General features: G+C 71.6%; 22 protein-coding genes. 10 read left to right on the forward strand and 12 right to left on the reverse strand.

What is annotated here, in order from left to right; genetic code table 11:
* Positions 1-57 precede the first annotated feature (57 nt).
* Together ACIQU3_RS20475 and ACIQU3_RS20480 are read left to right on the forward strand one after the other, a co-directional pair.
* The gene (locus tag ACIQU3_RS20475; protein ID WP_031136637.1) at positions 58-432 is read left to right on the forward strand and encodes a hypothetical protein; all 375 of its coding nucleotides are present in this window, start codon (positions 58-60) and stop codon (positions 430-432) included.
* 108 nt (positions 433-540) lie between these two features.
* Positions 541-2,055: an FAD-dependent monooxygenase gene (locus ACIQU3_RS20480; protein ID WP_403730885.1), complete on the forward strand. Its 1,515-nt coding sequence runs from the start codon at positions 541-543 to the stop codon at positions 2,053-2,055.
* 31 nt (positions 2,056-2,086) lie between these two features.
* On the opposite strand, the gene ACIQU3_RS20485 is transcribed toward ACIQU3_RS20480, so the two are convergent.
* From ACIQU3_RS20485 to ACIQU3_RS20505, 5 genes are all read right to left on the reverse strand, one after another.
* Positions 2,087-2,581, reverse strand: coding sequence for a lamin tail domain-containing protein (locus ACIQU3_RS20485; protein ID WP_403730888.1), 495 nt, complete (start codon positions 2,579-2,581; stop codon positions 2,087-2,089).
* A gap of 158 nt (positions 2,582-2,739) precedes the next feature.
* Positions 2,740-4,104 carry an FAD-dependent oxidoreductase gene (locus ACIQU3_RS20490; protein ID WP_403926910.1) on the reverse strand — a complete coding sequence of 455 codons (1,365 nt, stop codon included), beginning with the start codon at positions 4,102-4,104 and terminating at the stop codon, positions 2,740-2,742.
* Between the two features lie 128 nt (positions 4,105-4,232).
* The gene (locus ACIQU3_RS20495) at positions 4,233-6,968 is read right to left on the reverse strand and encodes a SpoIIE family protein phosphatase (protein ID WP_403926913.1); all 2,736 of its coding nucleotides are present in this window, start codon (positions 6,966-6,968) and stop codon (positions 4,233-4,235) included.
* Between the two features lie 129 nt (positions 6,969-7,097).
* Positions 7,098-7,643 (reverse strand): hypothetical protein, encoded by a 546-nt coding sequence (locus tag ACIQU3_RS20500; RefSeq protein ID WP_403926916.1) that lies wholly within the window; start codon positions 7,641-7,643, stop codon positions 7,098-7,100.
* Between the two features lie 28 nt (positions 7,644-7,671).
* The gene (locus ACIQU3_RS20505; protein ID WP_403926919.1) at positions 7,672-8,256 is read right to left on the reverse strand and encodes an ATP-binding protein; all 585 of its coding nucleotides are present in this window, start codon (positions 8,254-8,256) and stop codon (positions 7,672-7,674) included.
* 230 nt (positions 8,257-8,486) lie between these two features.
* On the opposite strand from ACIQU3_RS20505, the gene ACIQU3_RS20510 reads away from it, so the two are divergent.
* Together ACIQU3_RS20510 and ACIQU3_RS20515 are read left to right on the forward strand one after the other, a co-directional pair.
* Positions 8,487-8,717, forward strand: coding sequence for a DUF397 domain-containing protein (locus tag ACIQU3_RS20510; RefSeq protein ID WP_234849312.1), 231 nt, complete (start codon positions 8,487-8,489; stop codon positions 8,715-8,717).
* A 151-nt stretch (positions 8,718-8,868) separates the two neighbouring features.
* Positions 8,869-9,783: a helix-turn-helix domain-containing protein gene (locus ACIQU3_RS20515; RefSeq protein ID WP_403730902.1), complete on the forward strand. Its 915-nt coding sequence runs from the start codon at positions 8,869-8,871 to the stop codon at positions 9,781-9,783.
* Positions 9,784-9,832: 49 nt separating this feature from the next.
* Here ACIQU3_RS20515 and ACIQU3_RS20520 read toward each other — a convergent pair whose 3' ends face one another.
* Entirely contained in the window at positions 9,833-10,660 is an 828-nt protein-coding gene (locus ACIQU3_RS20520; RefSeq protein ID WP_403730905.1) for an SAM-dependent methyltransferase, read from the reverse strand.
* Positions 10,661-10,892: 232 nt separating this feature from the next.
* Between ACIQU3_RS20520 and ACIQU3_RS20525 the strand changes: the two genes are divergently transcribed.
* Both ACIQU3_RS20525 and ACIQU3_RS20530 read left to right on the forward strand, forming a co-directional pair.
* Positions 10,893-13,283, forward strand: a complete 2,391-nt coding sequence (locus tag ACIQU3_RS20525; protein ID WP_403926922.1) for a molybdopterin oxidoreductase family protein — start codon at positions 10,893-10,895, stop codon at positions 13,281-13,283.
* On the forward strand, positions 13,280-13,771 hold the full coding sequence (locus ACIQU3_RS20530; protein WP_403926926.1) for a hypothetical protein: 492 nt from the start codon (positions 13,280-13,282) through the stop codon (positions 13,769-13,771). Before ACIQU3_RS20525 ends, ACIQU3_RS20530 begins: the two co-directional genes overlap by 4 nt.
* 29 nt (positions 13,772-13,800) lie before the next feature.
* Here the strand turns inward: ACIQU3_RS20530 and ACIQU3_RS20535 are convergent, their stop codons facing one another.
* Entirely contained in the window at positions 13,801-14,109 is a 309-nt protein-coding gene (locus ACIQU3_RS20535; protein WP_403926929.1) for a family 1 glycosylhydrolase, read from the reverse strand.
* 131 nt (positions 14,110-14,240) lie between these two features.
* On the opposite strand from ACIQU3_RS20535, the gene ACIQU3_RS20540 reads away from it, so the two are divergent.
* Together ACIQU3_RS20540 and ACIQU3_RS20545 are read left to right on the forward strand one after the other, a co-directional pair.
* On the forward strand, positions 14,241-15,926 hold the full coding sequence (locus ACIQU3_RS20540; RefSeq protein WP_403730917.1) for a hypothetical protein: 1,686 nt from the start codon (positions 14,241-14,243) through the stop codon (positions 15,924-15,926).
* 141 nt (positions 15,927-16,067) lie between these two features.
* A complete protein-coding gene (locus tag ACIQU3_RS20545; protein ID WP_078885282.1) occupies positions 16,068-16,241 on the forward strand; it encodes a CsbD family protein in 174 nt (57 codons plus the stop codon).
* Here ACIQU3_RS20545 and ACIQU3_RS20550 read toward each other — a convergent pair.
* The 5 genes from ACIQU3_RS20550 to ACIQU3_RS20570 form a co-directional block, all read right to left on the reverse strand.
* Positions 16,231-16,734, reverse strand: coding sequence for a S26 family signal peptidase (locus tag ACIQU3_RS20550; RefSeq protein WP_403730921.1), 504 nt, complete (start codon positions 16,732-16,734; stop codon positions 16,231-16,233). The two genes, ACIQU3_RS20545 and ACIQU3_RS20550, sit on opposite strands and share 11 nt — an antisense overlap.
* On the reverse strand, positions 16,734-18,617 hold the full coding sequence (locus ACIQU3_RS20555) for an ABC transporter ATP-binding protein (RefSeq protein ID WP_403730925.1): 1,884 nt from the start codon (positions 18,615-18,617) through the stop codon (positions 16,734-16,736). The genes ACIQU3_RS20550 and ACIQU3_RS20555 overlap by 1 nt, the downstream gene beginning before the upstream one ends.
* The gene (locus ACIQU3_RS20560; protein ID WP_403730928.1) at positions 18,614-19,168 is read right to left on the reverse strand and encodes a redoxin domain-containing protein; all 555 of its coding nucleotides are present in this window, start codon (positions 19,166-19,168) and stop codon (positions 18,614-18,616) included. Before ACIQU3_RS20560 ends, ACIQU3_RS20555 begins: the two co-directional genes overlap by 4 nt.
* Positions 19,169-19,346: 178 nt before the next feature.
* Positions 19,347-19,898, reverse strand: coding sequence for a MauE/DoxX family redox-associated membrane protein (locus ACIQU3_RS20565; RefSeq protein WP_403730931.1), 552 nt, complete (start codon positions 19,896-19,898; stop codon positions 19,347-19,349).
* Between the two features lie 72 nt (positions 19,899-19,970).
* Positions 19,971-20,162, reverse strand: a complete 192-nt coding sequence (locus ACIQU3_RS20570) for a hypothetical protein (protein ID WP_234849300.1) — start codon at positions 20,160-20,162, stop codon at positions 19,971-19,973.
* Positions 20,163-20,464: 302 nt separating this feature from the next.
* Between ACIQU3_RS20570 and ACIQU3_RS20575 the strand changes: the two genes are divergently transcribed.
* Together ACIQU3_RS20575 and ACIQU3_RS20580 are read left to right on the forward strand one after the other, a co-directional pair.
* On the forward strand, positions 20,465-21,463 hold the full coding sequence (locus ACIQU3_RS20575; RefSeq protein ID WP_403730935.1) for a helix-turn-helix domain-containing protein: 999 nt from the start codon (positions 20,465-20,467) through the stop codon (positions 21,461-21,463).
* 139 nt (positions 21,464-21,602) lie between these two features.
* Entirely contained in the window at positions 21,603-24,782 is a 3,180-nt protein-coding gene (locus tag ACIQU3_RS20580) for an RICIN domain-containing protein (RefSeq protein WP_403926932.1), read from the forward strand.
* The last annotated feature ends 7 nt before the right edge of the window (positions 24,783-24,789 follow it).

Below are 24,789 nucleotides of genomic sequence, written 5' to 3' on the forward strand. Positions count from 1 at the left end.
CCACCCCGAACCTTCCGACCCACCGAAGTAGCAGACCCGAAGAAAGGAACCGAGCGCATGGCCAACACGGAGACCGCGCTGAAGGAATGCCTGAGCTCCATCGACGGAGCGACGGCCGTGGCCCTCGTCGACTACACCAGCGGCATGGCCCTCGGCACCCTCGGCGGCGGCAAGGACTTCAACCTGGAAGTCGCCGCCGCGGGCAACACCGACGTCGTACGGTCCAAGCTGCGCACCATGGAACACCTGGGACTCAAGGAGGAGATCGAGGACATCCTCATCACCCTGAACACCCAGTACCACCTCATCCGCCTCCTGAAGGGCCGCGGAGGCAGCGGACTCTTCCTCTACCTCGTGCTCGACGGGAGCAGGGCCAACCTCGCGATGGCCCGCCACCAGCTGCGCCGCATCGAAGCCGACCTGGAGGTCTGAGCCGAGGACACCGGACGGGAGCCCTCCGCCACGCACGCGTCGCGGAGGGCCCCGGCACGCCGCAACGGCGACACCCGCGCGCCACCGGCCGCGTCTACGGTATGAGCCATGACGGCACCCCTGGACGTGCTCGTGGTGGGAGCGGGGCCCACCGGACTCGCACTCGCGACCCAACTGCGCGCGTACGAAACCCCGTTCCGCATCGTCGACCGCTCGCTGGACCGCGCCCGGGAGTCACGCGCCCCGGCGATCCAGCCCCGCACACTGGAGATGCTGTCCGCGTTCGGCGTGACGGACGACCTCGTCGACCGGGGCAACGCGGCGGTGGGGCTGCACCTGCACCTGCCCCGGCGGGTGCTGCACGTCCCGCTGTTCGACGTGGGCTGCGACGACACGCCGTACCCCTTCCTGCTCTTCCTCCCGCAGTCGGAGACGGAAGCGACGCTGACGGCTCATCTGGCCACGCGGGACGTGACCGTGGAGCGGGGCACGGAACTGCTGAGCGCCGAACCGGAGGGCGCGTACGTCACCTGCCGCCTGCGACACGGGGACGGCACCGAGGAAACCGTGCGGGCACGCCACGTCGTCGGCTGCGACGGCGCACACAGCACCGTGCGCTCCCTGGCGGGCATCGGTTTCGAGGGACACGCCTACCCACAGACGTTCCTGCTGGCGGACCTGGAGGCCGACGGGATCGAACCGGGCGCCGCACACACGTACATGAGCGGCGCCGGGCTGCTGTTCTTCTTCCCGCTCGGCACTCCGGCCACCTGGCGGATGATCGCCATGCACCCGCCGGGCGCACCCGGGGACGAGGTGACACTGGACCTTCTCCAGCGGATCGCCGACGACTGGACCGCCGACGAGGTGTCCCTGCGCGATCCGGTCTGGATGACGAGCTTCCGCATCCACAACCGTGGTGCCACCCGCTACCGCAGGGGCCGGTTCTTCCTCGCCGGCGACGCGGCGCACATCCACAGCCCGGCCGGGGGACAGGGCATGAACACCGGCATCCAGGACGCGCTCAATCTGGGCTGGAAACTCGCCCACGTCTGCCGCGGCGCGGCGCCGGCGGAACTGCTGGATACGTACGAGGCAGAGCGCGCCCCGGTCGGACACGGCGTACGCCGTCTCACCGACCGTGCCTTCACCGCCGGTACGAGCAGCCACCCGGCCCTGCGGCTGGCCCGCACGCGTCTCGTCCCGCACGCGGCCCCGCTGCTTTTGCACGCGACCCGCGCCCGGGCCCGCCTGTTCCGCACGGTCTCCGAACTCGGCATCCACTACCGCCGCGGCCCCCTGTCCGTCAGCGGGCCGCACCGCCCGCCAAGGGGCCCCCGCGCCGGGGACCGACTGCCCGACGCTCCGGCCGGTCTCCAGCGACGCGTCGCCGGGCCCGGCTACCACTTGCTGCTCACCGGCCCCGGCCGACACCGGCCGGAGGACCTGCCCCCGGGCGGACGGCGCGATCTGCTGGACGTTCAGCACCTGGGCCCGCGCAGCCCCTGGTCGGGCAACACCCACGCTCTCGTACGGCCGGACGGATACGTGGGCTACGTGGGCCGGGGCACCGACCTCGCGGGCCTGCGGGCCTACCTCGACCGCTGGCTGCCGGCCCCCTGACACGGAGGACCGGCGCCGGAGCGGCTAAGGATCAACCGTGGTACGTGATGTACCCGTTGCGGTCCGCGTCGGAGCCGCTCCTCGTGTACGAGTGCACGTCGGCGCGGCTGCCCGACGGCTTGTACACGTAGATGGTGTCCTTGTCGTTGTTCCACATGAAGTTGCAGTTGTCGCGGTAGACGACGTTGTTCGCGTCGGAGTCGGTCCCGTTGCCGCCGCGCAGCTTCACGTAGTCGCCGGGCTGGAGGGTGTGGCCGGCGGTGAAGGTGAACTTGTTGCCCGCGGCGTCCTTCACGACGTACCCCTTGAGGTTCACCGTCGTGGAACGCGAGTAGTTCTTGATGGTCAGGTACTCGTCCTTGGTGTTCCCTCCGGAGCAGCGGTTCGAGTCGCTGCCGGGAGCGTCGTACTGGATCCCGCGGATCTTCAGCGCGGAGTCGTACTCGGCGGCCTGGGCCGGGACCGCCGACAGGGCGGTCAGGGCCCCGGCGGCGAGGGCCGTGGTGGTGACAAGGCGTATGCGCATGGACGTTCGTCCCCCCTGCATGGCCTTCGGGTGAAGGCAATGTGATGGTTCGGTGAAGCATCTGGATCGTACACGCTTCAAGTACGCAGAAGGGCGGGTCCGGTGACATTGCCACCGAACCCGCCCCACGGGAGGTGATGAGACGTCAGGGCGAGGCGTCAGGCGCCGCTGGCCCGCAGCATGTCCTCACGCTCGACGATCTTCACGCGCTCGCGGCCCTCGGGCTCACCCAGAGCCTTCTCCGCGGCGTCCAGCCGGTACCAGCCGTCCCAGGTGGTGAAGCGGATGCCACGCTCGGCGAGGAACGCGTCCACGGCCTCGGGTCCGGGCGTCGCGGGCCTGTGCAGCCGGTCGTTGCGGTAGTCGTCCAGCAGGTTCGCCACCGTCTCGTTGGCGTCGCCCTTGGTGTGCCCGATGAGGCCGATGGGGCCGCGCCGGATCCAGCCGGTGACGTAGGTCGACTGCAGGTGCTCGCCCGACTCCTGCATGACCCGGCCGCCCTCGTCCGGAACGGTGCCGGAGTCCAAGTCCCAGGGAAGCTTGGGGAGTTTGTCGGACAGATAGCCCACCGCGCGGTACACCGCGCCGACGTCCCAGGTGTGGAACGTGCCGGTGCCCTTGACGTTGCCGGTGCCGTCGAGTTCCGTGCGCTCGGTACGCAGACCCACGACCCTGCCGTCCTCGCCGAGGACCTCGACCGGCGACTCGAAGAAGTGCAGGAAGAGCTTGTGGGGCCTGTCGCCCACGTCGCGGATCGCCCAGTTCTCCAGGGTCTTGGCCACCATGTCGGCCTGCTTGTTGCCGCGCCGCGTGGCGATCGAGCCCTCGTCGTAGTCGATGTCCTCGGGGTCGACGATGACCTCGATGTTGGGGGAGTGGTCCAGCTCCCGCAGCTCCATCGGGCTGAACTTCGCCTGCGCCGGGCCGCGGCGGCCGAACACGTGGATCTCCTTGGCCCGGTTGGCCTTCAGACCCTCGTAGACGTTCGCCGGGATCTCGGTCGGCAGCAGCTCGTCCGCCGTCTTGGCCAGGACGCGCGCGATGTCGAGCGCGACGTTGCCGACGCCGAGCACGGCGACCTTCTCCGCCTCCAGCGGCCAGGTGCGCGGCACGTCCGGGTGACCGTCGTACCAGGACACGAGGTCCGCGGCGCCGTACGAGCCGTCGAGGTCGATGCCCGGCAGGGAGAGCGCCCGGTCGGCCGTCGCGCCGGTGGCGAAGATCACGCCGTCGTAGAACGCCCGCAGGTCGTCCAGGCCGATGTCGGTGCCGTAGTCCACATTGCCGAAGAGTCGGATCTGCGGCTTGTCGAGCACCTGGTGCAGGGCGGTGATGATGCCCTTGATCCGCGGGTGGTCGGGGGCGACGCCGTAGCGGATCAGTCCGAACGGCGCCGGCATCCGCTCGAAGATGTCGATGGACACGCCGGGTTCGGCGGCCACCTCGGACTTGAGCAGGGCGTCGGCGGCGTAGATCCCGGCGGGGCCGGATCCGACGATGGCGACCCGCAGGGGGCGGGGCATGGTCAGGTTCCCTTCGAGCGGCGACAAGCGATCTCGAGGGGAAGCCTAAACTAAGGCATACCTAACCCGGTACGAGGGTCCGGTCTATGAGCTCATAAGGCTACTTTATGGGAAGTCCCTACCAGTACTTATGGCAGGGGCTGCTCCGCCCAGATCACCTTCCCCGCGGGCAGGTAGCGCGTCCCCCAGCGCTCCGCGAGCTGTGCGACGAGGAAGAGACCGCGCCCGCCCTCGTCCGTCATCGTCGCGTACCGCAGGTGCGGCGAGGTGCTGCTGCTGTCGAACACCTCGCAGATCAGGTTGCGGTCGCGCAGCACGCGCACGCGTATCGGTCCGTCGCCGTAGCGGAGCGCGTTGGTGACCAGCTCGCTCAGGATCAGCTCCGTGCTGAACGTCAGCTCCTCCAGGCCCCACGCTTCGAGCTGCCGGCTGACCGCAGCCCGCACCTCGCCCACGGCTGCGGGGTCGGCCGGCACCGGCCACTCGGCGACCCGGTCGGCTGCCAGCGCCCGGGTGCGCGCGACGAGCAGCGCGATGTCGTCGCTGGAACGTGCCGTCAGCTGCGAGTCGAGCACGACCCGGCACGTGTCCTCCGGCGACTGCCCCGCCCGGCCGAGCGCCTCACGCAGCATCTCCAGGCCCTCGTCGATGTCCCGCTCCCGGTCCTCGACCAGCCCGTCGGTGTAGAGGACGAGCCGGCTGCCCTCCGGCAGCTCCAGCTCCGCCGTCTCGAAGGGCAGACCACCGAGGCCCAGCGGAGGACCGGCGGGCACCTCGGGGAACTCCACGCTGCCGTCCGGGTGGATCAGCGCCGGCGGGGGATGCCCGGCCCGCGCGACGGTGCAGCGCCGGGAGACCGGGTCGTAGACGGCGTACAGACAGGTCGCGCCGGTGACCGGGGCGCTGCCGTCGTCCGCTGTCTCGTCCTGGTCGATACGGCCGACCAACTCGTCCAGCAGGGCGACGAGTTCCTCGGGAGGCAGGTCGAGGGCGGAGAAGTTGTGCACCGCCGTGCGCAGCCGGCCCATCGTGGCCGCGGCGTGCAGCCCGTGTCCGACGACGTCCCCGACGACGAGCGCCACCCTGGCGCCCGACAGCGGCAGCACGTCGAACCAGTCGCCGCCCACCCCGGCCTGCGCCGGCAGATAGCGGTAGGCGATCTCCAGGGCGCCCTGCTCGGGCAGGTTCCGGGGCAGCAGGCTGCGCTGCAGCGTCACCGCCATGCTGTGCTCACGGGTGTAGCGGCGCGCGTTGTCGATGGAGACGGCGGCGCGCGCCACCAGTTCCTCCGCCAGGGCCAGCTCGTCCGTGTCGAAGGGCTCCTGCTTCTCGTAACGCCAGAAGCTGACCACGCCGAGCACCAGCGCACCGGCCCGCAGCGGCACGGTGATCAGCGAGTGGATGCCGTACGCGACGATCTGCGCGGAGCGCTCCACGTCCTGCGCCTGCCAGCCGGGAGCGTGGCTCAGCCGGGGCTCCAGGATTGGGCCGCCGGTGGCGAGGCTGCGGCCCTGCGGGGAGGAGTCGACGAACCTGATCCGCTCTCCGGTCGGGTACAGCGGCGCGTCCTTGCGGATCCCGCTCACCGCCGTCCGGCTGAGCGTCGCCGCCGCGTTCGGCTGTCCGCCCCCCAGTACGGCGTCGAAGAGGTCCACGGTGACGAAGTCGGCGAACCGGGGCACGGCCAGCTCGGTGAGCTCCTCGGCCGTGCGGGTCACGTCCAGGCTCGTCCCGATGCCCACCCCGGCGTCGTACAGCATGTTGAGCCGCTCCCGGGCGGTCTCGGCCCGCCCGGACAGGGCCCGCAGCTCTGTGGAGTCGCGCAGGGTCGCGACGCTGCCGGGCGGGACACCCGCACGGTCCGTGGTCCGTTGGTTGAGGGCCAGGAGCCGGTCCCCGACCAGGTGCACCTCGTCCGTGGCGACCCGCCCCGAGGCCAGCAGGTCGGCGATGCCCGGGTCCAGACCCAGACTCAGGACGTGCCGGCCCTCCGCGTCGGCGGGCAGTCCCAGCAGGCGGTGCGCCTCGTCGTTGGCGAGCAGCAGGGTGCCCCCGTCGTCGACGATGAGCACGCCCTCGCGCACCGCGTGCAGCACGGCGTCGTGGTGTTCGTACATCCTGGTCATCTCGTGCGGCCCGAGACCGTGGGTCTGGCGCAGCAGCCGCCTGCTCACCAGCGCGGCGCCCGCGGTCGCCAGCGCGAGCGCCGCGGCGGCGGCCGAGAGTACGAGCGGCAGCTGGCGGTCGGCGGTCCCGCCGACGTTCTTGGTGGTGATCCCCGCCGAGACCAGGCCCACGACCCTGCCGTTCTGGTCCTTTACCGGCACGACGGCCTGGACGAGCGGGCCGATGGTGCCGTCGATCTCCTCGGTGAAGGACTTCCCGGCGAGCGCCGGGGCGATCGTACCGACGAACTTCTTCCCGATGCGGTCCGGCTTGGGGTGGGTGTAGCGGATGCCGTCGGTGTTCATGACGACGATGAAGTCGACCTTCGAGAGCTCACGGGCGGCTTCGGCGCGCGGCTGGAGCACGGCGGTGGGATCAGGGCTCTGCAGCGCCTCGACGGTGCCCGGCGCGTTGGCGAAGGTCTCCGCGACCGCGAGCGAACGGTTGCGGGCCTCCTGCGTGGTGTCGTGCCGCACCTGCAGCACCAACGCCACGACGGCCGCCACGACGAGCAGCAGCACGATCACCACGACGAGCAGGAACACCTGTCCGGCGACGCTGCGTCCGCCCAGCACCGACCGCAGCCCCGCCGCCGGTTGCCACCGCGACGGGCCCGCCTCCCGCGGCTGCCGGGCCGACGGCGCAGCGCCGGACCGCAGGGGCGATCGAGTCGCGGATCGACCCAAGAGTCGGACCATGTGCCATGTCTACACTGCCGGGCCCCGCGAGGCGAGGGGCATCACCCATGGTGACAGGGGGTCCTCACCGTTTCGTCACGTCCGAGGGCCGGTGCGGGCTCCCTGCCCACCGCACACCGTACGACGGTCTCAGGCGCCCAGCGACCGTGCCAGCTCGTTCGTCGCCCGGGCGATCTCGCGGTCCTGGTCCACCATCAGCCGGCCGAGTTCGCCGCGCCGGGCCCGTACGGCCTGGCGCGCCGCACGTTCCCACACCACCGGATTCTCCCGGTGGTTCAGCAGCTTCGGATAGACGGCGGCGGTGCTCTCCCACTGCCGCGCCTCGGCGATGCTCTTGAGCAGCCAAATGATCTGGGCACGGCAGGTGACCTGCGGCAGCTTGGCCAGCTCCCACAGGAACGGAACCGTGGCCGCGGTCGCCTGCTCCACGACGAAACCGAACTGGCAGATCCGTTTCCGCAAGTCTTCGAGGGCGGAGCGGGCGGTCTCGGCATCGCCCCCGGCGATGCCCTTGAGGAGAAGGGGGATGGCCGCCGCCGAGCCGGTGGAGTCCTGGATGTCGCCCCACGGCACGCGGTCCAATGCCGTGAGCGGCGTGTTCCGGGCCGCCCCGGTGGGGGCGTCGGGGCGCTGGAGGCGCTCGCTGCTCGGGTGTTCCGTCGAAGCGCTGCGCATGGCGAAGGGCCTTTCCGCGGCAGTGGTGTCAGATGGGTGGACAGGGGGTGGCCGGCCGGGTGGCCAGGCGGGCCCAGACCGTCTTGCCTGCCGGGGGGCTGGGGGTCCAGCCCCACTCCTCGGACAGGGCGTCGACGATGCACAGACCCCGTCCGTGCTCCTCCAGAGCGGCGCCGGTCGGCGAGAACACGGGCGGGTGGTCGTCGAGGTCGGAGACGGTGACCAGCAGATGGCCGGGGTCCAGGAGGAATCCGAGCCGGATCTCCGGCGCTCCCGGGCTTCTCGGCACCGCGTGCGTCGCGGCGTTGGCGGTGAGCTCGGTGATGACGAGGGTCGCGTCGTCACAGCGGTGGTCGAGTGACCAGTCGTGCAGTGTGTCGCGCGTGAACGACCGGGCCCGGGCGAACCCCTCCCGGCTGCACTCGACCCGCAGGGCTACCGAGGCGGACAGGGCCCCCGAGAACTGCGGGAGTGTCGTCGGCACCGAGGGCGGGGCCCCGAACGGCGAGGGAGTGGGCCGGCCGGCAGGCACGGCCTGGCCCGCCCCCGGGGCGCCCGCGTGCGCCGCGGCCCCACTCGGTGGCTGGAGCACGTGCTGCGCAGGTGATGACACGGCATCTCCCCGATGCGACGTCAGGACGGGGCGTCAGCACGGGGGTTGACGCCGCAGCTATTATCCACGCTGAAGGCGCTCGCGTGCAATTGCACGAGAAATTGCGTGAAAAGCCGGCCGTTGAGGGTACGCAAGCCGGGGCGAGTGCGGTCGAAGGGACGCGGCCGCTCTCGGCCGGACGGCCGGGCACACCGTGCGCGGCGGGGAACGAGAACAGCAAGGAGACTGCGGTGCCACCAGTGCGGAACGGAGTGCAGGCAAGCTCGTTGGAAGCCTGCTGGATCAAGAGCCGGCACAGCAACGCCGAGGGCAACTGCGTCGAAGTCGCCCCCCTCGTGGACGGCGGGATCGCCGTGCGCAACTCCCGTGACCCCGACGGACCCGCCCTGGTGTACACGTCGGCGGAGGTGGCGGCCTTCCTGGCCGGCGCCAAGGACGGCGAGTTCGACCACCTGCTCTGACGGCCGGTGACGACTCGCGTGCGGTGCGGCACCCCGGGGAGAAGTGGAGCCCAACTCCCTACTTCTGCGGGGGTGTTGCGGGCGGATGCGTGAAGACCCGGTGAAGTGCGATAGTGTAAGTCGCCCTTGTGCCGGTCTGCTGGGAGTCAGGATGTCCGCCGCGTCGCATCGCATCTCCCGTCTGGAACCCTACCTGGACAGGACCGAGCCGGCGCCGACTCTGCTGAAGATGCTGGTCGGTGTACAGCTCGCCGGATTCCGCGAGGACGCCGGATTCGCCCAGGACCAGGCGGCGCGCGCTGCCGGGTTCAGCGCCGCGAAGTTGTCCCGCATCGAGTCGGGCAAGGGCCGCCGCCCGCCGACGGAGAACGACGTCCGGGCGCTGCTGGAGCTGTACGGCACCGATGACTACGAGGCCTCGGTGCTGCTCAAGCTGCTGCAGCGCGCGGGCGAGCCGGGCTGGTGGCAGCGGTACGACAAGCGGCTGATGCCCGAGTGGTTCGACCGGCTGGTCGGACTGCAGGAGGCCGCCGCCACCATCCGCACCTTCGAGATCCAGTACGTGCCCGGCCTGTTGCAGACCTCGGCCTACACCAGGGCCGTGGTGGAGCGCGGCCTGCCGAACGCCCCGGCCGGAGAGGTGCAGCGACGCGTCGAACTGCGCATGCAGCGGGCCCGGTTGCTGTCCCGGGCGGACGCACCGCAGCTGTGGGCGATCATCGACGAATCAGTGCTGCTGCGGGTCCTGGGCAGTGCAGAGGTGATGCGGGAGCAGCTCGCGCACCTCGTCGACATGGCCGAACGCCCCCATGTGACATTGCAGATCGTGCCGCTGAGCGTCACCAATGCCTCGGCGCCGGCCATTCCGATCACGTATCTGCGCTTCGGCGGACTCGATCTGCCCGACGTGGTCTACCTGGAGCACATCAGAAGCGCGAACTTCCTCGAGGACCGCGACGAGACCGAGGAGTACCGGATCGCGCTGGACCGGCTCGCTGACGAGGCGCTCAAGCCCCGTGACTCGCTGGAACTGCTGCGGCAGACCATGGAGCAGCGCTACCCGTGACATGGAGATGCCTCGTGCGGGACGTCGCCGTCCCGCACGAGGCAACACGTCACTTCTCCAGGGGTATCCGACCCACTCCGCCGAACTCGATCCACTCGTGGGTGAGCTGACGTGGCGCCACCTCGGTGTCCGGACGCCAGGTGGACACCTCCACCAGCCCGGGTTCGAGGATCTCCAGGCCCTCGAAGTACGTCTCCACGTCCTTCGGTTCCCGTACACGGCCCCAGTGGCCCTGGGTCGCCTGGTCCATGAAGTTCGTGACGAAGGCGCGCACCTCGGGGTCCTCGCTGACCAGCTGGCACATCACCATGAAACTGCCGGGCGCGAGCCGTTCCCGCACACGGCGGGCCACCGCGAGCGGTCCGTCGGTGTCGCTGTCCGGGATGCAGTGGAACACCGAGTTGAAGAGCACACACACCGGCTCGTCGAAGTCGATGAGCCGCTTGGTGTCCGCGTGGCCGAAGATCAGGTCGGTTTCGCGCATGTCCGCGTGGATGACGGTCGTGCGCTCGTCCTGCTCCAGCAGCGCCCGGCCGTGGACCAGCACCATCGGGTCGTTGTCGACGTAGACCACATGAGTGGTGGGGTCGATGCGCTGGGCGACCTGGTGCACGTTGTCCTGCGTCGGCAGACCGGATCCGTGGTCCAGGTACTGCCGGATGCCGTACTCCGCGGAGAGGGTCTTCACGACCCGCTGCAGGAAGCGCCGGTTGTTCAGGGCCAGGCGGCGCGTGCTGGGCACGACCTTGTCGAGCTCCTCGCACGCCGCGCGGTCGGCCGCGTAGTTGTCCTTGCCGCCCAGGTAGTGGTCGTACATGCGCGCTGCCGTCGGCACGGTCGCGTCGATCTCGGTGGACAGCTGCTTCTCGGAGTGCATCGTTCCCCCTGCAAGGTGCCGTGCCAACGGACTGGCTGGACGGGAAGTACATCCTAGGGAGCGGGAGTTGGGCGGTGCCAGCCCGTCGTCGAAGGTCCCCACGATCGAACGACAAGATGATCGACGCACGCGGCGCTTATGTTCCTTGTGTAACCATCCGTGCGCTTTGTGTCATGGGTGTTCGGATGGGTACCCGCGGTCCACGGAGTCGTCTTCTGTAGGAGGTGCGGCCGTGGACACCTCGGCAGACCGGATCGCGGACGTCTGGGGCTCGCGCACACCGTACGAGCCCGGCACGCCCTGGCCGTCCCGGACCGACACGCATCTCGCGGCGGGGCTCGGCGAGCGGGACGTGGAGCGGTGGGTGCAGGCCGCCTCGTTGCTGCACTCCAACGGCGACGCGATGGACATCGCGGTGCGCCGGGGCCGCATCGTGGGTGTACGGGGGCGGGAGGAAGACCGGGTGAACCGCGGGCGTCTGGGACCCAAGGACCTGTACGGCTGGCAGGCCAACGCCTCGCCGGAGCGGCTCACCCGGCCCCTCGTCCGCGAGGACGGCCGGCTGGTGGAGTGCGACTGGGACACGGCCATGGACCGGATCACGGCCCGGACCCGCCGGCTGCTGGACGACAAGGGGCCGGGCTCGATCGGCTTCCACACCAGCGGCCAGCTGTTCCTCGAGGAGTACTACACCCTGGCCGTCCTCGCCCGTGCCGGCATCGGCACCAACCACCTGGACGGCAACACCCGGCTGTGCACGGCGACGGCCGCCGAGGCCCTGAAGGAGACGTTCGGCTGCGACGGACAGCCCGGCTCCTACGAGGACGTCGACCACGCCGACACCGTCGCCCTGTTCGGGCACAACATGGCCGAGACGCAGACCGTCCTGTGGATGCGCCTGCTGGACCGTCTTGAGGGCGGCGACCCGCCCCGCCTGGTGTGCGTGGACCCGCGCCACACCCCGGTCGCCCGGCGGGCCGACGTGCACCTGGCGCCGCGCGCGGGCACGAACGTCGCGCTGCTCAACGCACTGCTGCACGAGATCATCCGCACCGGCCGCGTCGACCGGGCCTACATCGACGCGCACACCGTCGGCTTCGACGAACTCGCGGCCACGGTGGAGGAGTGCACCCCCAGGTGGGCGGCCGGGATCTGCGACGTGCCGGCCGCGCAGATCGAGCGGGCGGCGGAGATCCTCGGCGGCGCCGAGCGGCTGCTGTCCACCGTCCTCCAGGGCGTCTACCAGTCCCACCAGGCCACCGCGGCCGCCGTCCAGGTCAACAACCTGCACCTGATCCGCGGCATGCTGGGCCGCCCCGGTTGCGGACTGCTTCAGATGAACGGCCAGCCCAGCGCCGAGAACACCCGCGAGTGCGGCGCGGACGGCGACCTGCCGGGCTTTCGCAACTGGCAGAACGATGACCACGTGGCCGAGCTGGCCGCCGTGTGGAACGTGACGCCGCAGACCATTCCGCACTTCGCCCCGCCCACCCACGCGATGCAGATCTTCCGCTACGCCGAGCAGGGCTCGATCGGCATGCTGTGGATCACCGGCACCAACCCGGCCGTCTCCCTGCCCGAGCTGTCCCGCATCCGCTCGATCCTCGCCCGGGAAAGCCTGTTCGTGATCGTCCAGGACCTTTTCCTCACCGAGACCGCCCAGCTCGCCGACGTGGTGCTGCCCGCCGCGACCTGGGGCGAGAAGACGGGCACGCTCACCAACGCCGACCGCACCGTGCACCTCGCGGAGAAGGCCGTCGAGCCGCCCGGAGAGGCCCGGCCCGACCTGGACATCCTCCTCGACTTCGCCGCCCGTATGGACTTCCGCGACAAGGACGACGGGCCGCTGATCACCTGGCACGATCCCGAGTCGGCGTTCGCGGCGTGGCAGCGGTGCAGCGCGGGCCGCCCCTGCGACTACACCGGCCTGAGCTACGACCGGCTGCGCGGCGGCAGCGGTATCCAGTGGCCCTGCACCGACGGGGCCCCCGACGGCACCGCGCGCCTCTACACCGACGGGATCGATTTCGCCCACCCCGACGTCTGCGAGAGCTACGGCCGGGATCTGGTCACCGGCGCGAGTGTGGAGCCCGTCGAGTACCGGTCCCTCAACCCGGACGGCAAGGCGGTCCTGAAGGCCGCCGAGTACCTGCCGCCCCACGAGGACACCTCCCCCGAGCACCCCCTCCAGCTGATCACCGGGCGCACCGTGTACCACTTCCACACCCGTACGAAGACCGCCCGCGCCCCCGAGCTCAACGCCGCCGCGCCGGACGTCTGGGCGGAGATCTCGCCCGCCGAGGCCTCGGCCCAGGGGCTGGCCGACGGCGATCTGGTGCAGATCACGACCCCGCGCGGGACGGTCCGGGCCCGGCTGCGCACCACCGCGATCCGCGACGGCATGGTGTTCGTGCCCTTCCACTACGGCTACTGGGACACCCCGGAGGGACACCGCCCGCCCGACGACGGCCCGGGCCGCGCCGCCAACGAGACCACCGTCACCGACTGGGACCCTGTCTCCAAGCAGCCCCTGTTCAAGACCGGCGCGGCGCGCGTGACCCTCGTGAGCCGCCGCGCGAGTGACACCACGGCACGGACCGACGCGGCCGGGAGCGGATCATGAGCGGCATCGGCATCACCCTGCGACTTCTGCACGACGGCGAACGCGATCTGGAGCAGGACCTGCTGGCCGCCGCCGCACGACACCGTACCGACCACGAGTTCCACCACGTCGCTCTCGACGTCGCCCGCTGGTCCCGCGAGCACGCCGCCCGCCTCGCCGACGCGGGCCGTGACCACGGCCTCGACCTGGCCGGCCCACGCGATCACCCGTCGCCCGGGGCGCTCGCCGCGCTGCGGGAGAAGGCCTCCGAAGCCCTCGGCCGGCGCCCCGGGACCGGACTGCTCCTGTTGCACGACCTGCGGGACCTGCACCTCGCGGCCACACGCAACTCGCTCCACTGGGAGATGCTCGCCCAGGCGGCTCAGGCCACCCGGGACGAGCGGCTCCTGGCGCTGGCCGGCGACTGCCACCCGCAGACCCTCCGGCAGCTCCGCTGGACCAACACCATGGTCAAGGTCCTGGCGCCGCAGCTCCTGACCAGCGTCTGACCGGGCCGGTCACCGCCGCTGCGCGGCGATCATGGCCCGCACCAGCGGTGGCCGTCCCTCGGCGTCCGCTGCTGCGTCGCGGAGTCGCCACGGACGATCCCGAAGCGCTTGCCGCAACCGAAGACCCACTCGAAAGTGTCGAACAGGGACCCCACGTAGGACCCGCGCACGTCCAGCTCGCGCAGCGGCGCGGCGTCCGGATACCGGTGGCAGTGATCACAGGCGACATCACCGGTGTCCCCGTTCGCCACCAGCCCCGGGGTACGGCCGCAGGTGTCCCAGATGGACGGCCCGCGCCCGTCCTCACGCACCGCTCCCTCGAACTCGGTCATGCTCATCACCGTGCCCGGGGGTCGGGGCAGTCGTTGCGAAAACCGCTAATCTGGAAATTCGAGGATGGATCACATGTCGGAGGGCGTGTCCGCGACCGCTGTTCTCACGGCCCCGGCCGCATTCCCAGGAGAAACCCATGGGCGACTATTACGACCTCGGCACGTACCGCCGACCCGTCACCACGTCCTCCGCCGACGCCCAACTCTGGTTCGACCGGGGCCTGATGTGGACGTACGCGTTCCACCACGAGGAAGCGGTCGCCTGCTTCGAAAGGGCGGCCGAGGCCGACCCGGACTGCGCGATGGCCTATTGGGGTATCGCCTACGCGCTCGGCCCGAACTACAACAAGCCCTGGGAATTCTTCGACGGTGCGGAACTCGCGGAAACCGTCGAGCGCACGCACACCGCCGTGGAAAGGGCCCATGAGAAGGCCGTCCGCGCCGACCCCGTCGAGCAGGCCCTCATCGGCGCGCTGCGGGCCCGCTACCCGCAGTCGCAGGCCGTCGAGGACTGCTCGGTGTGGAACGAGCCCTACGCGGACGCGATGCGCGCCGTCTACGAACTGGCTCCCGGCGACCCGGACATCGCCACCCTGCACGCCGACGCCGCGATGAACCTCACCCCCTGGCAGCTGTGGGACCTCAGGACCGGCCGGCCGGCCGAGGGCGCCCGGACCACCGAGGCCAGGGCCGTGTTGGAAGGCGCCCTCGCCACCGAGGCCGGCGTGCGGCACCCCGGCGTCCTGCACCTGTACATCCACCTGATGGAGATGTCGCCGACCCCCGAGCAGGCCCTGCCCGTGGCCGACCGCCTGCGCCGTCTCGTGCCCGATGCCGGGCACCTGCTGCACATGCCCTCGCACCTGGACGTACTGTGCGGCGACTACCGCCAGGTCGTCTCCGCCAACAGCGACGCGATCGCCGCCGACGAGAAGTACCACCGGCAGGCCGGCGCGATGAACTTCTACACCCTCTACCGGGCGCACAATCACCACTTCAAGATCTACGGCGCGATGTTCCTCGGCCAGGCGCAGGTCGCCCTGGACACCGCGGCCGAGCTGGAAGCCGCCATCCCCGAAGACCTGCTCCGCGTCCAGAGCCCTCCGATGGCCGACTGGCTGGAGGCCTTCCTGGCCATGCGCGTCCACGTGCTGATCCGCTTCGGCCGTTGGAGCGAGATCCTGGAACTGCCCGCCCCCGCCGACCCGGAGCTGTACGCGACGACCGTCGCCATGCGCCACTACGCCCGGGGCGTCGCCCTCTCCGCCACCGGCGAGGTCGACCGGGCGGAGACCGAACGCGGCCTCTTCCGTGAAGCGGTGGCGAGGGTGCCCGAGACCCGGATGCTGTTCAACAACACCTGCCACGACATCCTCGCCATCGCATCCGCCATGCTGGACGGCGAACTCGCGTACCGCAGGGGCGACTACGACGCCGCCTTCGCGGCCCTGGAGCGTTCCATCCTGCTGGACGACAACCTGCCCTACGACGAGCCCTGGGGCTGGATGCAGCCCACCCGCCACGCCTACGGCGCACTGCTGCTGGAACAGGGCCGCGTCGCGGAGGCCGAGGCCGTCTACCGCGCCGACCTCGGCCTCGACGACACCCTGCCCCGGCCCCTCCAGCACCCGAACAACGTCTGGGCGCTGCACGGCTTCCACGAGTGCCTGCTGCGGACCGGCAAGACCGGCGAGGCGGCCCTCGTGGCCCACCAGCTCAAGCTGGCGACCGCGCTCGCGGACGTGCCCGTCGAAGCGTCCTGCTTCTGCCGTCTGGACACCATGGCCGCTCCAGCGGCGGCGAGCGGCGGGTGCTGCCACTGACCCGGGGGCACGGCGGGCCTGACCCGGCGCGCTACAAAGCTTTCATGCACCCGACAACCCCGCGGCACGTTTGAACTGCCCCTTTCGCGGTCACTCGGTGCGGTGACCCCGTAGTCGGATACGACATGGAGTGAACAGATCGTGGCTGGTGACCAGAAGGGCAAGGCCAAGGCCGAGCAGGCCAAGGGCAAGGCCAAGGAGACGATCGGCCGTGCGGTGGGCAACGAGCGCCTGACGGCCGAAGGCAAGGCGGAGCAGTCGAAGGGCGACGCCCGCCAGGCCAAGGAGAAGACCAAGGACGTCTTCAAGCACTGAGGGCACCGAGGTCCCGTGGCGGTGCCGCGTCCCCGTGGCGGACGCGGCACACGACCACGGCGGTGAGCCGGTCCCAGGAGACCGGACCGGCATGCCGCGAATCCCAGCTGGTCTCACGGTGGTCACCCAGGACGTACACATGCCGAGCGGGCACCACGCCTGCTCCGCCGTCCGCCACCGGCACCGGCTCGCCCGGAAGGGCCGCCACCCGTTTGATCATGCACGTCGGTACCGCCCGACCCGCGGTGGTCGGCGCAGTCGGCGGTCGCAGCCTGATCGCGACCACCGTCCCGCGCCGCACCGTCGACCGGGCCAGTTTCGCCGCGGACGACGACGCACCGGCCGTGCCGACGGGCAGCCTGACGGCCAGCAGCCGGTCCCCGTCCCGGTAGGCCGGCCGCATGCTCCCCCCGCTGACCTCCAGCAGCACGCACGACGTGCGCAGGGCGGCCGCCACCAGCCCGGCGGCGACCAACGCGGCGCCGACCGCCATCACCGGTGGATCCCTTCCGTTTCGGGCTCGTCCCGGTAGCCGCTCGACTGGAGCGTGAACAGCCGGTGGTACGTGCCGCATCGGGCGAGGAGCCCCCGGTGGTCGCCGAGTTCGGCCACTCGCCCGTCCGCCAGGACCGCGATGACGTCGGCGTCCTTGACCGCACCGAGCCGATGGGAGATCAGCACGCTCGTGCGGTCGGCACGGCGTTCCCGCAAGCGGGCGTGGATCTCGTACTCGGCCGCCGGGTCCAGCCCCGAACTGGGCTCGTCCAGGATCAGCAGATCCGCGTCGGCGCGCAGGAACGACCGGGCGAGGCCCAGCCGTTGCCACTGACCGCCGGACAACTGGACTCCGCTGTCGCCTCCGTCGCCCTCCGCCGAGCGGAAGGTCCGGCTCAGCAGGGTCGCGTAGCCGCCCGGCAGCCGGGCGATGTCGTCGTGCATCCCGGCGAGCCGCGCCGCCTCCTCGCAGCGCCCGGGCGCGCCGAGGGACGACAACTCGCCGATCGCGATGTTCTCCCGTGCGGTGAGGTCGTAGCGCATGGGGTCCTGGAACGTGGCGGCGATGCGTGCCCGCAGTTCGGCCGGGGGGATGTCGCGCAGGTCCGTGCCGTCCCACAGGATGCGTCCTCGGGTGGGGTCGTAGAACCGGCACAGCAGCTTGACCAGCGTCGACTTGCCCGAGCCGTTGACGCCGGCGAGTGCCAGTGCGGTGCCGTGCTCGATCCGCAGGTCCACGCCCCGCAGCACCCAGGGCAGTTCGTCCTCGTAGCGGAACCACACGTCCTGGATCTCGATCGCCTCGCGCAGCGGCCGTGCCCGTCCGGGGCGGCGCGGCGGGGGGAGGTCCGGCCCGAGGCGGACGACGCCGACGTAGTGGTCGAACATCACCAACGAGTGGTGTGCCTGGCCGAGTTCGCCGGCCAGGCCGCCGATGCCGCTCTGCACAGCCGGGATCGCCGCCAGGAGGAGGGAGACGTCCCCGGCGGTCATCGCCCCGCGCGCGGCAGCCCCGACCGCCCACAGGAGACCGGCCCCGGCCAGGGCCGCGGCAGCGGTCTGGAGCGCCGACTGGATACGCAGTTCGCTGCGGTCCAGTCGTTCCCGCTGGGCGTCGGCGGCCCTGCGCTCATTCAGCATCCGGCCGCGCAGGAAGCCCCCGGCGTTGTAGAGCCTGATCTCCTTGGCGGCTTCGACGCTGGTGAGCAGTGTGGCGTAGAAGATCTCCCGGCGTTCGGAGGGGCTGATGTCCCAGTACGTGCGGGCCCGCCGCCGGCTGAGGCTGATCTCCGCCCACAGCACCGGAACGCCCGACAGGCACACCACGGCGGCCAGGACAGGGTCGAGGACCGCGAGGGAACCCACGAACCCGGTCAGCAGCACCGCGCTGCGGGTCAGACCGGCCGCCCCCTCCACCACCTGCGAGGGCGCGAGTCCGCCCGACTGCTGGGCCAGCCGCAACCGGTCCAGGAACTCGGGGTGCTCGAAGCGGCTCAGTCCGGTGAAGGTGTCGACCGCCGTGTGCAGGTCCTCGTGGGCGCGCAGGCTGGTCGCGCGCATCATCCGGGCACGCAGATAGCCGGTGAGCTGCGGGGAGACCGCCGCCACCGTACTGACGGCGGCCAGTGCGGCCGCCGGAGCGGCGATGCCGGCGGTGGAGGTCCCCGACGTGAGGGTGTCGAGGATGTCCTTGACCAGCCACGTGGCCGCCACGGGAGTGGCGGCCGACAGCAGCGTCACGCCGAGGTGCCACACCAGCACCCCCGGGGACGAGCGGAACGCCAGGGCGAGGGCCGCCCGCAGGGCACGCGCGAGGGCTCGGGCATCGGGGGCGGCGGGAGCACGGCCGGGGCGTGCGGAGCCGGCGTGCCTGGCGTTCACGGCGACCCCACCGGTGAGACGGCGAGCGCGGCTTTCCCCACGGCCAGCACGGTGGGCGCCGTCCCCTCGCCCGCCGAGACGGCGAACCGGGACGGGAAGGCCGTGACACCGAAGGCCGACGTGCAGGGGCCGTCGGGCGTCTCGGTCAGCACCCGCGCCACCGGCGAGAGGTGCCGTGCCATGGAAACGGACTCCGCCGTCTCGTCCGTCGTGCCGCCCGGGGACACGACCACGGCGATCACCTGACGCCGCCCGTCCAGTGCCCCGGCCTCCTCGACGAAGGCGGGCAGCTCGGTCCGGCAGGGCGGACAGCCGGTGGTGAAGAACGCCACGAGTGCCCCGTCCGTGAGGTCGCTCTCGGTGAGGGGAGTGCCGTCCGTGCAGCGGGTGGTAAAAGAGCCCACGGCGGCCCCCACGGGGATCCCGCCCGAGTCGGCGACCGGTGCGTCGCGCACCCGGTCGCGGAGTCTGCGGAGGACGGCGAGGGTCAGCAGCAGATCCAGCGTGCACAGAGCGGCGACGGCCACGAGGGCGACGGCCAGGTAGACCATGGGGCCTCTCCCGGATAGACGGATCGGACTCATCCAAGGGGTCGAACGGATCGGCCGGCCCCGACCGGCCGGACCCGACGGCACGGATGCATCGGACGGACCCACCTGGCCGGACGGACCCGGCGACAGCAACGGGCCGGACCGGCCGTACGCTTCACGAATCGGACGGGTGCACGCTTCACGAAGGGGCGTGCCGGCTGCCGGGGGACCGGGCGGTGCGAACCAGCGCCACCACGTCGTCCCCGGTCATCACCAGCACGGCGCACACCGCACCGGTGAGCCACGCCGCGAACCAGCCCTGCCAGGGCAGTGACCCCGCGTCCGGCCACCCCGGCACGGCCGCCACCACGGCGCCGAGCAGCAGCGCGTTGCGCACGAGCTGGGCCGGCCCGGCCGGGCGGTCGTCCGAGGCGCCGAAGCACCGGCACGCGACGGCTGTTCCGTCCCTCAGCGCGCGGGCGACGACATACGTGAAGCCGGTCAGCAGGACCGCTGCCACCGGCAGCCCCGCGCCGCCCGCCCCCGGCAGGACCAGGAGGAGCGCGGTCGCCGCCTCCAGGGCGACGACTCCCGCCGCCACCCGGCCCGCCCGATGGCGGGGGATTCGCGCGAGCGCCTCGACGGCGGTGGTGAACGCCGCGTACGCGCCCGGGGTCCGCACCTTGCTCACGCAGGCGATCGAGAACACCAGCGCCAGCAGGGCCTGGCAGGTGGCGGACAGGAAGTTCACGGGATGCTCCTCACGGAAGGGGCGGCCGGGCCCCGTCCCCCGAAGGCCCGGCCGCGCTGGGGCAGGGCGGCCTTACGACGTGCAGCCGCACCGCACGAACTCGCGGCGGTTCAGGTCACAGGACCAGACGCGCTGCGTGTACTGGTTGTGGGAGGCGCAGGGCTGGTTGCGGATGCAGCGGTACCACCACTCGCACGCCCCGGCCGTCTCCCGCGGCACCAGGCGGTCCAGCATCCGGTCGGCGAGAGTGCGAATCGTCTTCATCGGGCGATGTCCCTTCGTCGGGTGTCCCCCCGTGGAGCACGGGCGGTCGATCCGGCCGCTCGGCCTCGGGACCGGGCTCTGCCGGCACACCCAGCCTGTGCGGACCGGGGCGGCGCCCGCCAGGGACCACGGCTGTCCCGGACACCGCCGTGCTGTCCGGGCCGTTCACAGCCCTGTCCGGGACCTGTCCGGCCCCTCGCGCGGACGTCCGCAAGGAGTGCGCCGTCGCCCCGAAGACCCGGGACGGGATTGGCAGAATCCCGGATTGTCCCGTGCCCGGTGCTGGACCAGGATGCCCGGACATGGGGACACAGCGTCCGTCGCCGCTCGAGGCGTGCAGCGCCGCCGAGTTCGTGGCCTGCCTGCGCCGGCTCAAGGAACAAGCCGGGCTGACCTACCGGCAGTTGGAGGCGAATGCCGAGCAGCAGGGTGACGTACTGGCGCGCAGCACAGCCGCCGACGTGCTGCGCCGGGACTCACTGCCCCGAGCGGAGGTGGTCGCCGCGTTCGTCCGGGCCTGCGGGAGGGGCGAGGACGCCTCCGACTGGCTGGCTGCCAGGAACCGGCTGGCCGCGGCCGGGCCGCCGCGCCCCGAGGAGGCCCCGGCGCCGGAGCCTTCCCGCCGGTCATGGGGCGCGGGACCCATGCGGAATCGCCGCGTCCTCGCCGCGTCCGCGGGTGCCGCGCTGCTGCTCGCCGCCGTCGGGGCCTGGGCGTTGCTGCCGCGCGAGGGCGGCGACCGTGACGCGGCGACGCGCGCTGCCGGTGCCGTGCCGCACCGCATTTCCTCGCCGTCCCCGGACTCCACGACCGCCGTGGACGGCCCGGCACCGGGACGGTCCCGCATCCGGCCGGCCCTCGCCCCCGGGCTGTGTGTCACCGAGGGCCATGACCGCAAGGGCCGCTATCGGAGCCAGGTCGCCGTCCAGCGCCCCTGTGCCGACGCCACACCGCCCCAGCTCTCCCTGGTGACCGTCGGCACGACCGGCTCGTACTACCTCCAGTGGCGGCATCCCGTGTACGGCGACGGCTGCCTCACCGCGCTCGGCAGCGGCCACGTCGTCGAGGGGATGCTGGAGCCCTGGCCCTGGGAGAGCTGCTCGGCCGACCGGACCAGTCAGCACTTCTTCTTCGAACCGGTCGGCGACGCGCGGGCCGACGGATACCGCGTCCACGTGGTGCAGAACGGGATGTGCCTCGGCGTCAACGGCGCCGACGACCGGACGGCGGGTGCCGAGATCACCCAGCAGCGCTGCACGGGCGCACGTGACCAGGAATTCCTGGTGGACGAGGTCGAGTGACGGCGGCCCTCCGGCCCCCGCCCCCGGGAGCGCTCCCGCTCCCAACACGCCCCACCTCTTGACGTGTTGATTGCCGTCCTAAAACATTCGGGAAGCTCGATTGGTTCTGCGCGGTTCTGTTCGCTCCCGAAGGGAATCCATGTCCAGCAGACATCGCCTCGCCCGGACGGCACTGGCGATCACCGTCCCCCTCGCACTCGGCGCGGGTCTCGTCGCCGTGCCTCCCGCCGCCGCCGCTGCCGCGGACCCGGCGGCGAGTGCGGTCACGGTACGGATCGACCCGTCCTACCGCCAGCAGGAGTTCGAGGGGTGGGGGACGAGCCTCGTCTGGTTCGCCAACATCACGGGCCGCTACCCGGAACCCATCCGGCAGAAGCTCGCCGACATGCTGTTCGGGGAGGAGGGGCTCCGCCTCAACATCGCGCGCTACAACATCGGCGGTGGCAACGCCCCCGACGTCCGCAAGGACTACATGAAGAGCGGCGCGACGATGGAAGGCTTCTGGAGGGCCCCCGAGGGCACCACCCGGGAGGACACCGACTGGTGGAACCCGGACGACCCCGCACACTGGAACTGGGATGCGGACGCGGGCCAGCGCTGGTGGGTCGACCGCGTCAAGAGCAAGGTGACCAAGTGGGAAGCCTTCAGCAACTCACCACCCTGGTTCCAGACCGTCAGCGGCTACGTCTCGGGCGGCTTCGACGCGGGCACCGACCAGATACGGGCCGACCGCGTCGACGACTTCGCCACCTACCTCGTCAAGGTCGCCGACCGGCTGGAGAAGAAGCACCGCATCAGATTCGACACCATCGCCCCGCTCAACGAGCCCAACACCACCTACTGGGGCACCCGGATCGGCCCCGACGGACAGCCCACCGGCGGCCGCCAGGAGGGGGCGCACGCGGGCCCCGAACTCCAGCAGAAGGTCGTCCTGGCCCTGCACCGCGCACTGAGGAAGGCACAAACCCGCGCCGGCATCTCCGCGATGGACGAGACCAACCCCAGCACCTTCGTCCACAACTGGAACGCCTACGACGGCTCCGCCCGGGCCGCCGTCGACCAGCTCAACGTGCACACCTATGGCACCGGCATGCGCACCGGCGCCCGCGACAGCGCCAAGGCCGCGGACAAGCCGTTCTGGATGAGCGAGGTCGAGGGCACCTGGGGGACAGGCACCGACTTCACCGGCATGGAGCCCGGGCTCGGCATCGCCACCCGGATCGTCGAGGACATCCGTGAACTGGAGCCGTCCGCCTGGGTGCTGTGGCAGCCGATCGAGGACTCCATCCCGCAGGGGCAGGCCGGCAAGAACTGGGGAAGCATCCACATCCCGTTCAACTGCACCGCCGAGGACACCCTCCGGACCTGTCCGGTCAAGGCCAACACGAAGTTCCACACGTTGCGCAACTTCACCCACCACATCCGCCCCGGCGACCACTTCGTCAAGGTCGACGATCCCTCCAGCGTGGCCGCCGTGGGCAAGTCCGGCCGCGGAGCGTCGGTGGTGCACGTCAACAACGGCACGACGCCGCGTGCGGTGACCCTGGACCTCTCCGGGTTCCGGCGGGTCGCCCGCGATGCCACCGTGACGCCGGTGGTGACCAGCAACGACGGTGCCCTCGTCCGCGGGGCACCCGTGAAGGCGGCGGACGGCGCGGCCACCGTGACGGTCCCCGCCAAGTCGGTGACCACCTTCCTCGTCGACGGCGTGTCGGGCACCGCGAAGGACGCCGCGCTCGTCCAGCCCGGCCATGTCTACCGCCTCCAGGGCGCCCAGAGCGGCAAGTCCCTGGCGCCGTCCGCCGAGGGCGACGGCGTCGTCGTCCGTACGTCCGACCCGGCCGCCAAGTCCCAGCTGTGGAGCGTGAAACGGCTGACCCGCGGCGAGGGCAACCGCGACCGCTACGCCCTCGTCAACGCGGCCGACGGCAAGCGCCTGGCCGTACGCGACGACGAGGCCGTACTCGAGGACGCGGACACACCGGCCGCACAGTGGATCATGTCCACCACCGGCGACGGCACCTGGACCTTCGTCAACGCCGCGACGGGCCGCCTCCTCGACGTCGTCAACCAGTCGACCACGGACGGCGCCCGCGTCTCGGCCTTCCTCCCGACCTCCAACGCGAACCAGCGCTGGGGTGTGACCGACGAGACCGTTCTGCGTACGCAACCCGCGCAGGCGTTCACCGTCCCCGGGCGCGCCCCCGAACTGCCCGGCACCGTGACGCCCGTCTTCCGCGACGGCGCCCGGGGCGCGCTCCCGGTCGAGTGGGCGATGGCCTCCGAGTCGCGCTGGCGCGAACCCGGCACGGTGCGGGTGAAGGGCCGGGCCACCGACGCGCTCGGCAGGACCGTCCCGGCCGAGGCGGTCGTCACCGTGGACACGATCGCCTCGACCCTCCCGGCCCGCGCCAAGACCTACACCGGCGGACGGCCCGGCCTGCCCGCCACGGTCACCGGTGTGGGGCGGCACGGCGGGACCGCCGACCTCCCGGTCACCTGGGACCCGGCCCCCGAGGGAGCGTTCGACGGCACCGGTGTGGTGACCCTGCGCGGCACGGCCCGGGTACCCGGCGGTGAAACGGCCGCGGCGGACGTACGCGTCCAGGTCACCGCGCCGAAGGAGACCAACGCGGCGCGCGGCGAGGGCGTCACGGTCGGCGCGACCTACACCGAGGGCGGCTACTCCGCCGAGGCCCTGCGCAACGGCACCACCTCCGAGAAGGCCTGGTCGAACTGGAAGTCCGGCACGAAGAACGCGTCCGACACCATCACCTTCACCCTGCCGGAGGCACGCGATCTGACCCGGGTCGTGACCCACTTCCACCGCGACGGCACGAACGTCAGCTTCGCGGAGTCCCTCAAGGTGCAGGTGAGAGGCGCCGACGGCGGCTGGTCCGACGCGAGCGACCAGGTCGCCGTCGGCACCGAGGGGACACCCGTTGCCGACGTCCCGGTGCGTGCCACCGGGCCGGTGACGGGTGTGCGCGTGGTGATGACGGCCCGTCCTGGCGGCTACGTCACCCTCGGTGAGATCGAGGTCTTCGCCAAGGCACCGGGCGTCTCCGCCGACGCCGCGGCCGGCTCGATCGCGGTGGACGGCGAGTTCCTGAGCGGCTTCGATCCGGACCGGACGGGCTACCGGGTGGCGGTCGACCGCCCGCACCGCGCCGAGATCACCGCCACACCGCGTGACCCCTACGCGAAGGTGACGGTGCGGCGGGACACGGCCGGGGGCAAGAAGGCCCACACCGTCTCCGTGACAAGCGAAGACGGCTCACAGGAACGGGAGTACCGGATCGAGCTGACCCGCCGGTGACACACGA

Origin of the sequence: Streptomyces sp. NPDC101110 (assembly GCF_044759525.1) — a bacterium.
Lineage (GTDB): Bacteria > Actinomycetota > Actinomycetes > Streptomycetales > Streptomycetaceae > Streptomyces.

Coding starts and splice junctions, on each gene's coding strand:
- ACIQU3_RS20490 (WP_403926910.1), bottom strand. CDS start 4,104: ATGCCCCGCCCCCTGCGGGTCGCCATCGTCGGATCCGGCCCCGCCGGG.
- ACIQU3_RS20575 (WP_403730935.1), top strand. CDS start 20,465: ATGGGGACACAGCGTCCGTCGCCGCTCGAGGCGTGCAGCGCCGCCGAG.
- ACIQU3_RS20540 (WP_403730917.1), top strand. CDS start 14,241: ATGGGCGACTATTACGACCTCGGCACGTACCGCCGACCCGTCACCACG.
- ACIQU3_RS20495 (WP_403926913.1), bottom strand. CDS start 6,968: ATGGTCCGACTCTTGGGTCGATCCGCGACTCGATCGCCCCTGCGGTCC.
- ACIQU3_RS20500 (WP_403926916.1), bottom strand. CDS start 7,643: ATGCGCAGCGCTTCGACGGAACACCCGAGCAGCGAGCGCCTCCAGCGC.
- ACIQU3_RS20550 (WP_403730921.1), bottom strand. CDS start 16,734: ATGGCGGTCGGCGCCGCGTTGGTCGCCGCCGGGCTGGTGGCGGCCGCC.
- ACIQU3_RS20560 (WP_403730928.1), bottom strand. CDS start 19,168: ATGGTCTACCTGGCCGTCGCCCTCGTGGCCGTCGCCGCTCTGTGCACG.
- ACIQU3_RS20570 (WP_234849300.1), bottom strand. CDS start 20,162: ATGAAGACGATTCGCACTCTCGCCGACCGGATGCTGGACCGCCTGGTG.
- ACIQU3_RS20520 (WP_403730905.1), bottom strand. CDS start 10,660: ATGCACTCCGAGAAGCAGCTGTCCACCGAGATCGACGCGACCGTGCCG.
- ACIQU3_RS20475 (WP_031136637.1), top strand. CDS start 58: ATGGCCAACACGGAGACCGCGCTGAAGGAATGCCTGAGCTCCATCGAC.
- ACIQU3_RS20480 (WP_403730885.1), top strand. CDS start 541: ATGACGGCACCCCTGGACGTGCTCGTGGTGGGAGCGGGGCCCACCGGA.
- ACIQU3_RS20515 (WP_403730902.1), top strand. CDS start 8,869: ATGTCCGCCGCGTCGCATCGCATCTCCCGTCTGGAACCCTACCTGGAC.
- ACIQU3_RS20535 (WP_403926929.1), bottom strand. CDS start 14,109: ATGAGCATGACCGAGTTCGAGGGAGCGGTGCGTGAGGACGGGCGCGGG.
- ACIQU3_RS20580 (WP_403926932.1), top strand. CDS start 21,603: ATGTCCAGCAGACATCGCCTCGCCCGGACGGCACTGGCGATCACCGTC.
- ACIQU3_RS20485 (WP_403730888.1), bottom strand. CDS start 2,581: ATGCGCATACGCCTTGTCACCACCACGGCCCTCGCCGCCGGGGCCCTG.
- ACIQU3_RS20530 (WP_403926926.1), top strand. CDS start 13,280: ATGAGCGGCATCGGCATCACCCTGCGACTTCTGCACGACGGCGAACGC.